The organism is Paenibacillus sp. FSL P2-0136, from assembly GCF_037975325.1.
Classification (GTDB): domain Bacteria; phylum Bacillota; class Bacilli; order Paenibacillales; family Paenibacillaceae; genus Paenibacillus_AQ; species Paenibacillus_AQ silagei.
Window position 1 is genome coordinate 318,310 of sequence record NZ_CP150244.1, and the last position, 15,021, is coordinate 333,330.

General features: G+C 55.3%; 10 protein-coding genes. 9 read left to right on the forward strand and 1 reads right to left on the reverse strand.

The window, feature by feature from the left end:
• The first annotated feature begins 61 nt into the window (after positions 1 to 61).
• From NYE26_RS01365 to NYE26_RS01405, 9 genes are read left to right on the forward strand one after another with little or no spacing between them, the layout of a single operon-like run.
• Positions 62 to 2,971 (forward strand): extracellular solute-binding protein, encoded by a 2,910-nt coding sequence (locus NYE26_RS01365; protein WP_339253350.1) that lies wholly within the window; start codon positions 62 to 64, stop codon positions 2,969 to 2,971.
• 57 nt (positions 2,972 to 3,028) lie between these two features.
• The gene (locus tag NYE26_RS01370) at positions 3,029 to 3,949 is read left to right on the forward strand and encodes a sugar ABC transporter permease (protein ID WP_235191816.1); all 921 of its coding nucleotides are present in this window, start codon (positions 3,029 to 3,031) and stop codon (positions 3,947 to 3,949) included.
• Positions 3,950 to 3,954: 5 nt separating this feature from the next.
• Positions 3,955 to 4,818 (forward strand): carbohydrate ABC transporter permease, encoded by an 864-nt coding sequence (locus NYE26_RS01375; RefSeq protein WP_209877862.1) that lies wholly within the window; start codon positions 3,955 to 3,957, stop codon positions 4,816 to 4,818.
• 19 nt (positions 4,819 to 4,837) lie between these two features.
• The gene (locus NYE26_RS01380) at positions 4,838 to 6,280 is read left to right on the forward strand and encodes a tetratricopeptide repeat protein (protein ID WP_339253353.1); all 1,443 of its coding nucleotides are present in this window, start codon (positions 4,838 to 4,840) and stop codon (positions 6,278 to 6,280) included.
• Positions 6,267 to 6,890 carry a Yip1 family protein gene (locus NYE26_RS01385; RefSeq protein ID WP_339253354.1) on the forward strand — a complete coding sequence of 208 codons (624 nt, stop codon included), beginning with the start codon at positions 6,267 to 6,269 and terminating at the stop codon, positions 6,888 to 6,890. Before NYE26_RS01380 ends, NYE26_RS01385 begins: the two co-directional genes overlap by 14 nt.
• Positions 6,891 to 6,908: 18 nt before the next feature.
• On the forward strand, positions 6,909 to 9,485 hold the full coding sequence (locus NYE26_RS01390) for a DUF5696 domain-containing protein (protein ID WP_339253356.1): 2,577 nt from the start codon (positions 6,909 to 6,911) through the stop codon (positions 9,483 to 9,485).
• Positions 9,485 to 10,384, forward strand: coding sequence for a sugar ABC transporter permease (locus NYE26_RS01395; RefSeq protein ID WP_209877854.1), 900 nt, complete (start codon positions 9,485 to 9,487; stop codon positions 10,382 to 10,384). The genes NYE26_RS01390 and NYE26_RS01395 overlap by 1 nt, the downstream gene beginning before the upstream one ends.
• 22 nt (positions 10,385 to 10,406) lie before the next feature.
• Positions 10,407 to 11,420 carry a carbohydrate ABC transporter permease gene (locus NYE26_RS01400; protein ID WP_081751074.1) on the forward strand — a complete coding sequence of 338 codons (1,014 nt, stop codon included), beginning with the start codon at positions 10,407 to 10,409 and terminating at the stop codon, positions 11,418 to 11,420.
• Between the two features lie 15 nt (positions 11,421 to 11,435).
• Positions 11,436 to 14,102, forward strand: coding sequence for a glycoside hydrolase (locus NYE26_RS01405; protein ID WP_339253359.1), 2,667 nt, complete (start codon positions 11,436 to 11,438; stop codon positions 14,100 to 14,102).
• 199 nt (positions 14,103 to 14,301) lie between these two features.
• Here NYE26_RS01405 and NYE26_RS01410 read toward each other — a convergent pair whose 3' ends face one another.
• On the reverse strand, positions 14,302 to 14,910 hold the full coding sequence (locus tag NYE26_RS01410; protein ID WP_339253361.1) for a superoxide dismutase: 609 nt from the start codon (positions 14,908 to 14,910) through the stop codon (positions 14,302 to 14,304).
• Positions 14,911 to 15,021: the final 111 nt, after the last annotated feature.

Consider the following 15,021-nt stretch of genomic DNA (forward strand, 5'->3'; position numbering starts at 1 on the left):
TTCTATTCTGCACCACCTGTATCACTCTTAATATGCAAGTCTGCTAGAGGAGGGAACCCGAGTGAGAATATCATTATCCCGGCGGATGATGAACCGGACACTTGTAACCGTCATGCTGATCTCCATGATGGCGCTGCCTGCGGCAAGCGCAGAGCTGCCTGCTGCCCAGGCGCAAGGTGTGACGGGGAACGGGCAGGAGGTGCGGCAGCTGCCTGAGGGCAGCTATGAGCATTATCTGCAGCAATATGAGGGCGAGGAGCAGCCCCGCGAAGAAATTATGCTGAAGGGAGCTGATTATACCGGGGCCGAGGGGATGAGTCCGGAGGTGCTGACGGAGCTTGGCGGGGAGACGGGAAGATACGTCAGAACGGAGGAGAGCGGTTCGGTAGAGTGGCAGCTGGATGTGCCGAAGTCCGGACTGTATCACATCTCTGTCCGGTATTATCCGGTGAAGGGCAAAAGCTCGGCGATTGAACGTGAGCTGCTGATCGACGGAAAGCTGCCGTTCACCAGCGCCCGCAATCTGTCCTTCGGGCGGATCTGGGTCAATGAGAACCCGGAGATCCAGCAGGATAACCGGGACAATGATCTCCGGCCGCGCCAGATTGAGGCCCCGGCCTGGCAGGAGACGCTGCTGAGAGATACGGAAGGCTACTATGAGGAGCCGTATCAATTCTATCTGTCGGCCGGACGGCACACCTTGACGATGGTGTCCAGCAGAGAGCCGATGGTCATCGACTATATTAAGCTGCACAGCTACGATGCACCCGCTGCCTACGCAGAGGTGAAGCAGAGCTACGAAGCTAAGGGGTATAAGGCTACCAGCGGCCACGCGGTCAAGGTGCAGGGGGAAGCGGCGGCCTACAAATCCTCCCCGACCTTGTATCCGATCACAGACCGCTCAAGCCCTTCAACAGAGCCGTACGATGTGTCCAAGATCAGAATGAACACGATTGGCGGCAACAACTGGCGGGTACCGGGACAATGGATCGCCTGGGAGGTGGAAGCGCCGGAGGACGGTCTGTACAACATCACCATCAAAGGCCGGCAGGAGCTGCTAAGAGGGATCTATTCCACACGCTCTATGCGGATTGACGGAGAGATTCCGTTCCGGGAAATGCTGCAGATTCCGTTCTACTACGATTCGGATTGGCAGATGAACCGGCTGGGGAACGATGATGAGCCGTATTTGTTCTATTTAAGCAAAGGAAAACACGAATTACAGCTGGAGGTCAGCCTCGGGGCAATTGCACCGCTCTTGCGCCAGGTGGAGGCCAGTGTGCTGGACATTAATGCGATGTACCGGAAAATCCTGATGATTACAGGGAATGTGCCAGATCCGTACCGCGATTACAGGCTGGAGGAGCAAATCCCGGATATGACGGCGGTCTTCCGTGAGCAGAGCCAGATTCTATATGGCGTATCGGAAGAGCTGGTCCGGCTTACAGGGGAAAAGAGTGATAAAACCGCAACCTTGAATAAAACTGCCTATCAGCTGGCGGACATGGCCGACAAGCCGGAAACGGTGCAGAAGCGGCTGTCGCAGTTCAAAATCAATGTCGGCAGCGTAGGCTCCTGGATTCTGGAGGTACGGGAGCAGCCGCTGGAGATTGATTATCTGCTGCTGTCTTCGCCGGATGTGAAGCTGCCGAAGGCGAATGCTTCCGGATTCAGGAAGCTTGTGCATGAGGTGTCGTCCTTCACCCATTCGTTCTTCGAGGATTACAACACAATTGGCAATACCACGGAGAACGGCGAGACCATTGATGTATGGATCGGAACCGGCCGCGACCAGGCGCAGGTGCTGAAGGCAATGATCGATGATACATTTACCCCGCTTACCGGCATCGGTGTCAATCTGAAGCTGGTGAGTCCGAATGTGCTGCTGCGCGCCTCGCTGGCCGGGGAAGGCCCGGATGTGGCGATGCAGGTCGGCAATGATATGCCAGTGAACTTCGGGATGCGCAAAGCGGCGGAGGATCTGTCGAAGTATCCCGGCTATGAGGATGTGGTGAAGCAGTTCAGAGACAGCGCGCTCGTGCCGTACCGGTTCGAGAATCAGGTCTTTGCCCTGCCGGAGCAGCAGATCTTCAACATGCTGTTCTACCGGAAGGATATTCTGCAGGAGCTGAACCTTGCGCCGCCGCAGACCTGGGATGAGGTATACGCGATGATTCCCGTGCTGCAGAAGCACCGGATGGATATGGCGCTGCCGCTCGCGCAGACCACAGGCGTGCCGGTGCTGGAGGTCAACCGCGCCTATGCCATGCTGCTCTATCAGATGGGCGGATCATTTTATCTGAATAACGGAGCGAAGAGCGGACTCGATACAGAGACCGGGCTGGCTGCCTTCAAGAACTGGACCAATTTCTATACCAGCTACAAGCTGCCGCTGATCTTCGACTTCCCGATGCGGTTCCGCACCGGCGAGATGCCGGTCGGCATTCAGGATTATACCTTCTATAACTATCTGAGCGTATCTGCGCCGGAGATTAAGGGGCTATGGGAATTCATTCCGGTTCCGGGGACGAAGCAGCCGGACGGAAGTATCCGCAGGGACGTTGCCAGCGGGGGCACTGCCGCCCTGATGCTGAGGCAGGCGGGGAACAAGGATGCCGCCTGGGAATTCATGAAGTGGTGGGTCGACAAGGATTCGCAGGTCCGCTTCGGCCGGGAGATGGAGGGCCTCATGGGCGCGGCTGCGCGGTATCCGACCGCCAACGTTGAAGCGCTTAAGGAGCTGCCGTGGCCGACTAGCGATTACCGCCATCTGGAGGAGCAGTGGCAATGGGTGCAGGGTGTACCTGAGGTGCCTGGCGGTTACTTCACAGGCCGCCATCTGGACAATGCCCTGCGCGAGGTCATCAACAATGGAACGAACACCGCTGATGCCCTGTACGATTATGTGCAGGAGATCGACTATGAGATTGATCAGAAGAGAGCAGAGTTCGATTTGAAACGAAGGGAATAGGGAGGGACTCTTGTGCAGAAAGTGAAAAATACGGCCGAACCCTTGATTCAGCCCCGGCTGTCCCCTTCCGGGCTGCGTAATTACTGGGCTTTGTTCGGCAAGGATGTGCGGCGGGATAAGCACCTGTACGTCCTGCTGGCTCCATATATGGTGCTGTTTCTGTTGTTTACCGTACTGCCGGTGGCGATTTCGATCATCTTCAGCTTCACGCACTTCAATATGCTGGAGATGCCGCGCTGGATCGGCTGGGAGAATTATTCCAAGCTGCTCTGGAACGATGATGTGTTCCTGATCGGGGTCAAGAATACACTGATTTTCTCGGTCGTTACCGGACCGGTCAGCTATATCGCCTGTTTTCTGTTTGCCTGGTTGATCAATGAGCTGAATCCCAAGCTGCGGGCGTTTATGACCCTGATCTTTTTTGCGCCGTCGATCTCGGGGAATGTATTCTTCATCTGGCAGATCATCTTCTCCAGTGACTCCTACGGGATCATCAACGGACTTCTCATGCAGCTTGGCGTAATTTATGAGCCGATCCAATGGCTGCAGGACCCCAAGTATATGCTGGGGATCATCATGCTGGTACAGCTCTGGCTAAGCCTCGGGACCAGCTTCCTGGCCTTCATCGCCGGACTGCAGACCGTTGACAAGACGCTGTATGAAGCAGGGGCTGTGGACGGTGTCAAAAACCGCTGGCAGGAGCTGTGGTTCATTACGCTCCCTTCCATGCGCCCGCAGCTGATGTTCGGCGCGGTTATTCAGATCACTGCGTCGCTGGCAGTTGCCGATGTGGCTATGGCGCTGGCAGGCTTCCCGAGTGTGCAGTACGGGGCGCATACGATTGTAACCCATCTGGTGGACTACGGTACGATCCGCTTCGAGATGGGCTATGCCTCGGCGATTGCCACCGTGCTGTTCGTGATGATGCTGGGCAGCAATCTGATTGTTCAAAAGCTGCTGAAGAGGGTGGGTGAATAAGCGGGATGAAGCTGGCGATACGTCTGAACAAAAAAGTAAACCGTTCCTGGCAGGTCGACGCTCTGCTGTTCCTGGCCCTGGCCGGATTCGGATCATTCATGGCGGTTCCGTTAATTTATGTCATTAACAATGCATTCAAGCCGCTGGATGAGCTGTTTATTTTCCCGCCTACGCTGTTTGTACGCAATGCCACGCTTGAGAACTTCGCCAATCTGTTTCAGGTGATGAAGAATTCCTGGGTGCCGTTCTCCAGATATATATTCAACACGGTATTCATTACCGCTGCCGGTACAGCCGGGCATATTCTGCTGGCCTCGGCGGCGGCTTACCCGCTGGCGAAGCATAAATTCCGCGGCTCCAAAGTGCTGTTCACCGTGGTTGTCCTGTCGCTGATGTTCTCGCCGCATGTCACCGCGATACCGAACTATATGATTATGTCCGCTCTGGGCTGGATGGACTCCTACCAGGCGGTTATCGTTCCTGCCTTTGCCTATCCGCTGGGACTCTATCTCATGAAGCAGTTTATGGAGCAGATCCCGGATGCGCTGCTGGAGGCGGCGAAGATAGACGGGGCAAGTGAATACCGCATCTTCTGGCAGGTTGTCATGCCGCTGGTGAAGCCGGCCTGGCTGACGCTGCTCATTCTGATGATGCAGATGCTATGGGGCACGGACGGGGGCAGCTTCATCTACAGCGAGCAGCTCAAGACGCTGCATTACGCGATGGGCCAGATTATTCAGGGCGGGATCGCCCGTGCAGGAGTCGGAGCCGCGGTAGCGGTGATTATGATGACCGTGCCGATTGTGACGTTCATTCTGTCACAGAGCAATGTGATTCAGACGATGGCTTCGTCCGGCATGAAGGACTGAAGCGATGGAGGCGTTAGGGTTGAGAATAAAGTCATTGATACTGGTGCTTGTATCCGTGCTGCTGCTTGTGAGCCTGTGTCCAAGGCCGGCCGGGGCTGCGCCGTATGAAGGATATACCTACTCCTACTGGGGAGATGCGGTTCAGTCGCCGATTGCTTATCTTCCTTCGAGGGCCATCAGCGGGCTAGAGGCAGGGACGGGAGCCTGGAATGCTCCGGGGGACCTGTTCGTCTCGGCGGAGGGGCTGCTCTACGTGCTCGATTCCGGGAACGGGCGGATTGTGGTGCTGGATAAAGAGTGGAACACACTCCGTGTCATTGAAGGCTTCCAGAACGGGGAGAAGAAGGACAGCTTCAATAACCCGGAAGGTCTCTTCGTTACGGACGCCGGCCGGATCTACGTGGCGGATACGGAGAACAGACGGCTGGTCGAGCTGGACGGCACAGGGACCTTCGTGCGGGAGATCGGGGCGCCGAAGGCGGATGTGATAGGAGCGGGTTTTGAGTATTTTCCGCGGAAAGTGATTGTTGACAAGGCAGGCCGCATTTATGTGGTCGGCAGAGGGGTCTACGAAGGGCTGATCGAGTTCGACAGCGACGGGCAGTTCACAGGCTTCATGGGCACGAACAAGGTGCAGTTTGATCCTGTGGATCTGTTCTGGAAGTCGGTATCGACCAAGGAGCAGCGCGAGAAGATGGTGCAGTTCATTCCGCTGGAATTCAATAATGTCGATGTCGATGAGGATGGCTTCATCTATACCACTACGGTGGATAAGAAGACCTTCTCTCCGGTAAAAAGATTGAATCCCTCCGGCATCGATGTCCTGCGGGTTGGCGGGGAGATTCCACCGATCGGAGATCTGAGTAAGGACCGCTCCGCCTTCATTGACATTGATGTGACGGGAAACGGGGTCTACCGGGCACTGGACGCCACGCGCGGGCGGATCTTCACCTACAATGAGGACGGCAAGCTGCTATATGTAATCGGCCAATTGGGCAGCCAGCTCGGCACATTCAAGAACCCGGCGGCGGTGGAGAGCTATGAGAATGCGATTTATGTGCTGGACCGTGATCTGGGGAGAATTACCGAGTTCACGGTGACCCGGTTCGGCAGCATGGTGAATGAAGCCAACACCCTGTACAGCTCCGGCAAGCATGATGAAGCCGCGAAGCTGTGGCGGGAGGTGCTGAAGCTGGATGCCAACTATGAGATGGCGTATGTTGGCATCGGCAAATCTCTGCTCCGCCAAGGCGAATACAAGGAGGCTATGACCTATCTGAAGCTGGGCAATGACCGCGAATATTACTCTAAGGCACTGGGGAAATACCGCAGGGAGTATATGCGCGATCACTTCAGCATCTATATGACGGGAATGATAGCCGTGCTGCTGGGCGGCTACGTGATTGCCCGCCTGGTGAAGCGGCCGAGAAAGGGAGGGAGGGTCCAGGATGCTATTTCTTAAGGACATTAAATATTCACTGCATGTAGCTCTGCACCCCTTCGACGGATTCTGGGATCTGAAATACGAGAATAAGGGTAAGCTGCGAATGGCACTGGGCATTCTTATATTCCTTACCCTGACCATGATCGTGAAGCGCCAATATGTGGGCTATGTGGTCAATTATAATCACCCGCTTGAACTGAACAGCATCAATGAGCTCAAGTATATTATTTTCCCGTTCCTGCTCTGGTGCCTGGCGAACTGGTCGCTGACGACGCTGATGGACGGGGAAGGGAAGTTCGCGGAGATCGTCATTACGACAGGCTACGCCCTGCTTCCGCTGATTCTGATCAACATTCCTAATATCCTGCTCAGCAACGTGATTACGCTGCGGGAGGCTTCCTTCTATCATTTGCTGGATGCTCTGGCTACGCTGTGGTTCGTGTGGCTCCTGTTCATCGGGACCATGACGGTTCATCAGTACACGGTGCTCAAAACGATTACAACCATGCTGCTGACGCTGGCTGTGGTAGGCATTATCATCTTCCTGGGCCTGCTGTTCTTCAATCTGATCCAGCAAATTGTCAGTTTTGTCTACACCGTCTACCAGGAGCTTTCACTTCGCGGATAAGAAAGGAGGAGCCAGGCTTTGAAGAAGAAGCTAACCATCATTGCAATTGTGCTTATGCTCAGCGGCGCAGCTGTCCTGCCGTACGCGGACTTGGCCGAATCCGCACCTGAAGCTGAATCGGCGGTACAGTCTGAAGCAGCGAAACCATCCGAAGCAGCGATACAATCCTCAGCGCAGAGCGTGCAGGACACCCCGACCCCGAAATCGCCGGAGCTATCCGCAGACATGAAGGAGGCACTGGACAACGAATATCTGACCCTGTATCTGAATCAGATGACCACGGAGATCGCCGTTAAGGATAAGAAGAGCGGAGCGCTCTGGTATTCTAACCCGCAGGACCGCGAACAGGATGCTGTCGCCACCGGATATAACAAATCCAAGCTGAATGTGCAGGTGGAGCTGACCTATTATGACAGCAAGGGCAATCTGATGAACTACGACAACTACACCCACAGTGTGCAGAGCAGCCAGTTCACCATCGAGGAATCGGGCGACAGCCTGAATATCGTGTATACGCTGGGGGAGGTCAAGAGCAATATCGACGGCATTCCCAAATACATCAGTGAAGAACGCTTCCGTACCCTGATCATCGGGCGCCTTGAGAAGGACAGTGACAAGAAGGAGATTGAGAAGCGGTTCAGGTACGATGAGCCGAACAAGCGGTATGAAAGAAGGGATACCTCCTTCAAGGGAGTGGGGCTGAAGAAGGTAACCTCCCTGTTCGGGCAGATCGGCTATGATGAGGCGCAAATCGCCATCGATAAGGCGGCCTACGGTGAAGAGGAGGACGGAGCCGCTCTGGTGACGCTTCCCCTGGAATACCGGCTGGACGGGAAGCTGCTGCGGGTAAGCATCCCGGGCGATAAGGTCCGTTATCCGGATAATATGCATATTCAGAGTTTGTCGCTGCTTCCGTTTTTTGGGGCGAGCGGGACGAAGGATGAAGGCTACAGCCTGGTGCCTGACGGCTCCGGGTCGCTGATACACTTCAATAATAACAAGCTCTATGCAACCCCTTACCGTACCGCGATGTACGGGCCGGATGCTGCGCTGACCCAGCTGGGGCAAGTGCAAAAGGAGGAGACCGCACGGCTGCCTGTATTTGGTATGAAGGTTCAGGACCGCGGCTTCCTGGCGGTGATCGAGAGCGGAGATGCGGTTGCAGCCGTGGAGGCAGACGTCAGCGGGCGGCTGAATCAGTATAACTATGTCTTCTCCAGCTATACGCTGGGCAGTCTGGAGGAAGTGACGCTGACCAACGGCTGGCGCTCCAGTACGGTGAAGCAATTTCAGGCAGGTATCTTCCCCGGAGATATCACTGTAGCGTACAGCTTCCTTGATCAGGAGGAAGCCAGCTATTCAGGCATGGCTGCGAAATACCGGGAGTACTTAATCGAACATACCGGGATGGCAAGGCTGGAAGGGGCAGAGGACGTTCCCTTCTACCTGGAATTGATCGGCGGCATTCCGAAGAAGAAATTCTTCCTGGGCATTCCTTACAGCGCTTATGAGCCGCTTACTTCCTTCAAGGAGGCCGAGGTCATTCTGGAGCAGATGCAGGAGAAGGGGATCGGGGACATTCAACTGCGGTATACCGGATGGTTCAACGGCGGCATCAACCATAATTACCCGAAGGGCGTATCGGTGGACAGCAAGCTTGGCGGGGCAAAAGGGCTTCAGGAGCTGCAGTCTTACGCACAGGATAAGGGAATTACACTGTATCCCGATGCTTCGTTCCTGCAGACCTTCCCGGAAGCCAAGGGCTTACGTAAATCACAGGCCTCCCGGCTGATTACGGGCAAGCTGGCGCATACGTATCCCTTCGACTTCTCCATGCTGAAGCTGGATGTGAAGCAGCCCTCCGGTTATGTCGTCAGCCCCCGGGTACTGCCGGGTGTGGTAGACGGCTTCCTCGGGGATTATGCAGCGCTTGGAGTGGACGGCTTGTCCCTGCGGGATCTCGGCAGCGGGTTGAATTCCGATTTCAATGCGGAGGATCTGGTGGACCGCCAGCGGGCCGAGGGAATCGTCAAGGAGCAGCTGGAGCGCATGAGCAGCTCGGTGCCCCGCTTGATGGTGGAAGGCGGCAATGCGTACGCGGCGCCCTTCGCCCGTCATATAGTGGCTGCGCCCATGCAGAGCAGCGGGTTCAATATTACGGATGAGAGCATCCCCTTCTTCCAGATGGTGTACCACGGCTATCTGCAATATGCCGGAACCGCCTGGAATATGGCTGACGATCAGGATGCATCACTCAGCCTGCTGAAGGCGCTGGAGACCGGGAGCGCACCTTATTATACCTGGTTCTATGCAGATCCCTCTAATATCAAGATGACAGGCTTCGACCGGCTGTATTCAGCCGATTACCGCAGCTGGATTGACCAGGCAGCCGGGCAGTATCAGGCCTTGAGCCGTGTACTGAAGAGTGTCCAGTCCCAGACGATCAAGGAGCATAAGAAGCTTGCGGCCGGTGTCTATCAGACGACCTATGAAGCGGGTACCGCAATTATAGTGAATTATAACCGTGCACCGGTGACTGTGGGCGGAGTAACCATAGACGGACGGAATTACCGGGTAGGAGGTGAGCAGCCATAATGAAGCTTAAGAAGCTGTCCCTGGAGCAAAAAAACAGATATTACGGCCTGTACTTTATTCTTCCCTGGTTCGCGGGCTTCTGCTTCCTGTTCCTGACGCCGCTGCTGTCTTCCCTGCGGTTCAGCCTCAGTAACCTGCAGGTCAATGATGAGGGCTTCACGCTGAAGTATATCGGACTCGCGAACTTCCGGGAGGCGCTGTTCTCCCATGAATCCTATGTCCGGACATTAACGGAATCCGTGATGAATATCGTGCTGAACACCCCGCTTATTCTGATTTTCAGCCTGTTTTTCGCCGTGCTGCTCAATCAGAAGTTCCATGGCAGGGTGCTGGCCCGGGCCATCTTCTTCCTGCCGGTCATTCTGGCCTCGGGCATTATTGCCAGCATTGAGAACGGGGATCTGATGCAGTCCGTTGTGCGCAGCGCCAGTGATTCCACGGGCGGAGGCCTGTCGGTGATCAAGAATCTGGAGCTGACCACGCTGCTGATCGAATCCGGTCTGAGCCCCACCGTGGTGCAGTATCTGACTGGAGCGGTGAGCCGGATCTATGAGATTGTCAGCCAATCGGGCGTGCAGATTCTGATCTTTTTGGCGGGGCTGCAATCGATCTCCCCTTCCCTGTATGAGGCGGCGAAGATTGAAGGCTCCACAGGCTACGAGGCCTTCTGGAAAATTACGTTTCCGATGATCGGCCCGCTGATCCTGACGAATCTGGTCTATACCATCATCGACAGCTTCATCAGCGACCAGACCAGCCGGATGGTGGTGGATACAGCGTTCAAGAGCTTCAATTTCGGGCTGAGCGCAGCCATGTCCTGGATGTATTTTGCTATCATCGCGCTGCTGTTGTGGGTAACGACGGCGCTGATCTCACGTAAAGTCTTTTATCAAGACTAGCGGCTTGGAAGGAGGAGCATTCATGAAGACAGAGACCGCAGCAATGCCGCACCGCTCTAAGAAAGAGCAGCTGCACCGGCTGGCTTCGGCCGCCTATTGGGTGGAATTTTCAAAAAAATGGTTGTGGGTGATCGCCCGTTTTGTGCTGGTCTTCGGCATATCGTTCGTCATTCTGTACCCAATCCTGCTGAAGCTGTCGATTGCGTTCAAAAGTATGGACGATTTGTATGATTCCACCGTGATCTGGGTACCGCAGGCGTTCACCCTGGAGAACTTCAGGCTCGTATTCAAGGCGATGAACTATCCGGCAGTACTGCGGAATACCATGCTGTTGTCCTCAGCGGTCATGGTGCTTCAGACGATCATCTGTGTGCTGGCCGGTTACGGCTTTGCCCGGATTAAGTTTAAGGGGAGCGGGCTGCTGTTCGCGGCAGTGATCTTTACGATTCTTGTCCCCTCCCAGACAATCATGATCCCGCTGTACCTGCACTTCAAGAACTTTGACCTGTTCGGCCTGATTGAGCTGTTCACGGGGAAGCCGGCGAATCTCATTAACACGTATTGGCCGTTTATTATTTCTTCAATGCTCGGGATGGGCGTTAAGACAGGGCTGTATGTCTATATTTTCCGCCAGTTCTTCAAGGGCATTCCACGGGAGATTGAGGAAGCGGCCTATGTGGACGGAGCGGGCTATTTCACGACCTTCGCCCGGGTGATTCTGCCCAATGCCATTCCGTCTATGGTAACGGTGATGCTGTTCTCCTTCGTGTGGCAGTGGAATGACTCATTCTTCACCAACATGTATCTGAATGAACCGAAGGTCATGTCATCGATGATGTCATCGGCCGGCTACGGCATTGCTACCTACATGACAGGCGGCGGCCAGGCGGCGAATTCGCTCGTTCAGGACCCGTTCTTCATGTCCATGATGATGAATACCAGTGTGCTGATGGCGATTCTGCCGCTAATTATTCTCTATGTATTCGTTCAGCGGCATTTCGTAGAGAGTGTGGAGCGGTCCGGTCTGGTCGGTTAGGAGGAGGATAGGAGCATGAAGCGGCTGGCAGCTATGGCGGTTACCGGCGTTGTTCTAGCGTGTGTTGTTATGATTCTGTTCAGTAATAGGAAAGAGGAGGAAATCCCTGTGCAGCACCAGAAACCGCCGGATGCGGCAGTGACGATAGACGGCAATGTCCGCTATCAGACTATCGATAACTTTGGCGCGTCCGACGCCTGGTCCATGGACCCCCTGGGGAAGGAGTGGACCGAAGAGAATAAGAACAAGGTGGCAGATTTGCTGTTCTCACGCAGCAGAGGGATCGGGCTGTCGGCCTGGCGCTTCAATATAGGCGCAGGCTCGGCGGAGACCGATCAGGCAATCATTCCAGATCCGTGGCGTAGAACGGAAGCCTTCAAAATAACGGAGGAAGCGCCGTACGACTGGAGCAGGCAGGACGGCCAGCAGTGGTTCCTGCGGGCGGCTAAGGAGCGCGGAGTCGAATCCCTGATTGCCTTCGTCAACAGCCCGCCGGTCTGGATGACCGGCAACGGCCATGCCCAGCCTGATCCGGAGGTAGGGTCCAGTAATTTGAAGGAAGGCTATGAAGCGGCCTTCGCCTCCTTCCTGATTGAGGTGCTGGAGCATTTCAAGCAGGAAGGGCTGGAGTTCGATTATATCAGCCCCGTTAACGAGCCGACCTGGGACTGGAATCATGCGCAGCAGGAAGCCAGCCGGTACAACAATGACGATCTGAAGCGGGTGATTCTGGAGCTGCATGCCCAGCTCCGTGCCAGCGGGCTGGAAGCGCAGATCAGTGCCCCGGACGGGGTGGAGATTACCTCTCTGCTGGATGATGAACACTACCGGGAATTCACGGGCAGCGGCGTCTACTCCAGCGGGGCTAACAGCCTGGGGCTGGGAAAATACCGGGAATACATTAAGGACCTGCTGGGTGACCCTGTGCTGAAGGAAGCGGTAGGCAACAAGATCGCCTCGCATTCCTACTGGTCCGACTACAGTCATTCTGGCGACGACCGGCTGGTGAAGCTAAGAAGGCTGCTGGAGCGCAATCTGAAGCAATATGATCCGCAGGCCAAATATTGGGTCACCGAATACTGCATTATGGGCGACTATGGCCCTGGACGGGATCTGGGGATGGAGCCCGCGCTGCAGGTGGCGCGCACCATTCACTTCGATCTGACCGAGGCGGATGCAGCCGCATGGCAGTGGTGGACCGCAGTGTCCAAGGTAGATTACAAGGACGGCTTGCTGTACACCGACTACAATCAGCCTGGAGACGGGCAGAACATCCTGACCTCGAAGATCCTGTGGTCGCTAGGCAATTACAGCAAGTTCATCCGCCCCGGAGCGGTGCGGATTGCGCTCTCCGGTCTGAGCCAGGACGCCGGAAGCGAGCTGCTCGGCTCTGCTTATGTACACGAGGAGGAGCAGAGCATGACGGCGGTGCTGGTGAATGACAGCCTGGAGGAGAAGCGGGTGCAGCTCACCTTGAGCGGACTGGGACTGAAGGCATCTGCCTTGCGTTCCTATGTAACCAATATGCAGCTGGATCTGGCCCGCAGTGAGGATCTGGCCGTTGATGTAGCTGCTGATGGGACAGCAGATGGGGAGCAGGTATTCCAGGCCGTTATCCCGGCCAAGTCGGTGGTGACCCTGGTGGCAGGCGGGCCGGAGCTAGAGGAGCAGGCAGGCCAGCCGGGTGAGGTTGCCGGAACTCAGGTTACCGGAAATCAAGCTGCACAGGACATTCCGGCGGCGGCGGACTATGCGGGCTATCTGTTCACCTATTTCACAGGCGAAGGGACCGGGGACGGCGAGCAGGTATACTTCGCCCTCAGCGAAGGCAATGACCCGCTGCATTGGAAGGAGCTGAATAGCGGGAAGCCCGTGCTTAGGTCCAGCTTAGGCAACAAGGGGGTCAGAGATCCCTTCATCATCCGTTCACCTGAAGGTGGACAGTTCTATCTGATCGCCACCGATCTGAAGATCAACGGCAACTGGGATTGGGGCGCAGCCCAGACACAGGGCAGCCGGGCGATTATCGTGTGGGAATCGGATAATCTCGTGGACTGGTCGGAGCCTTGGGAAGCCAAGGTCTCACCTGAGGAAGCGGGGAATACCTGGGCACCTGAGGTGATCTATGACCAGGAGAGCGGAGAATATATCGTATTCTGGGCCTCGCGGATGTACACCGATTCTACTCACACCGGGGACGCCTACCAGACAATCCTGTACAGCAAGACACGCGATTTCCGCGCGTTCACAGAGCCGCAGGTCTATATGGACTACGGGTATTCGATCATTGATACCACTATGGCGGCATATAACGGGAAGATTTACCGATTCACCAAGGATGAGCGCGAGCAAGGCCCGGAATCGCCTTTTGGCAAAATGGTGTTCCAGGAGTCCCTGGATTCAATATTTGCGCCTGAGGTGAAGCTGCTAAGCGGGAGTGTCGGCGGACTAAAGGGCATTGAAGGGCCAACCCTGTTCAAATCCAATACAGAGAAGAAGTGGTATCTGTTTGTGGATGAATTCGGAGGGAGAGGGTACATCCCGCTGGAGACGGAAGATCTTGATTCGGGTAAGTGGACGGTATCCACTGATTATGAGCTGCCGGCCAGCCCCCGCCATGGAACGGTAATTCCGGTCACCCGGCGTGAGTACGACGCTCTGAACGCCAAGTTCAGGCAGTGAATTCAGCCTGGCTTAGCGTGGCAAGTGGAAACGGCATTGCCGTCCTTTTAAAGGACGGTACCGTTTCAGCGAGAAATAGAAGGATAAGTTATCGTGTGGAACATATAAATTCTTATATTTTAAATAAAAACAGGTTCACCCCCGCCATTACGGCAGAGGTGAACCTGTTTGCTTAGAGCATCATGCTGAAGGCAGATGCTTATTTCGCGCTTTCGTAACGCTTGCCGACTTCTTCCCAGTTCACTACGTTCCAGAACGCCTTGATGTAGTCAGGACGTTTGTTCTGGTAGTTCAGGTAGTAGGCATGCTCCCATACATCGAGGCCGAGGATTGGAGTTGCGCCTTCGCTGATCGGGTTGTCCTGGTTCGGTGTGCTGGTTACGGCAAGCTTGCCGTCCTTCACCACGAGCCAAGCCCAGCCGCTGCCGAAGCGTGTAGTAGCTGCAGCCGCGAAGTCTTCCTTGAATTTATCGAAGCCGCCCAGCTCGCTGTCAATGGCAGCAGCCAGTGCGCCGGCTGGTGCGCCGCCGCCATTCGGTCCAATCACTTCCCAGAACAGGGTGTGGTTGGCATGTCCACCGCCGTTGTTGCGGACCGCTGTGCGGATCGCTTCCGGTACAGCGTTCAGGTCGGTCAGAAGCTCATCGATGCTTTTGTTTTGCAGTTCGGGTGCCTTTTCCAGTGCGGCGTTCAGGTTCGTCACATAAGTGTTATGGTGCCTGTCATGATGAATCTCCATCGTCAATGCGTCGATGTGTGGTTCAAGTGCGTTGTTCGGATACGGAAGTGCCGGTAATTGAAAAGCCATGGAAAAATCCCTCCTGATTATATGTTGGTTTGGGTATATATCCGTTGAGATACTATTATTAAAACGCATCTGGAACAATAATGCAACATTAAATAAACAAAAATGTTTAAA

Coding starts and splice junctions, on each gene's coding strand:
- NYE26_RS01410 (WP_339253361.1), bottom strand. CDS start 14,910: ATGGCTTTTCAATTACCGGCACTTCCGTATCCGAACAACGCACTTGAA.
- NYE26_RS01395 (WP_209877854.1), top strand. CDS start 9,485: ATGAAGCTTAAGAAGCTGTCCCTGGAGCAAAAAAACAGATATTACGGC.
- NYE26_RS01385 (WP_339253354.1), top strand. CDS start 6,267: ATGCTATTTCTTAAGGACATTAAATATTCACTGCATGTAGCTCTGCAC.
- NYE26_RS01400 (WP_081751074.1), top strand. CDS start 10,407: ATGAAGACAGAGACCGCAGCAATGCCGCACCGCTCTAAGAAAGAGCAG.
- NYE26_RS01375 (WP_209877862.1), top strand. CDS start 3,955: ATGAAGCTGGCGATACGTCTGAACAAAAAAGTAAACCGTTCCTGGCAG.
- NYE26_RS01405 (WP_339253359.1), top strand. CDS start 11,436: ATGAAGCGGCTGGCAGCTATGGCGGTTACCGGCGTTGTTCTAGCGTGT.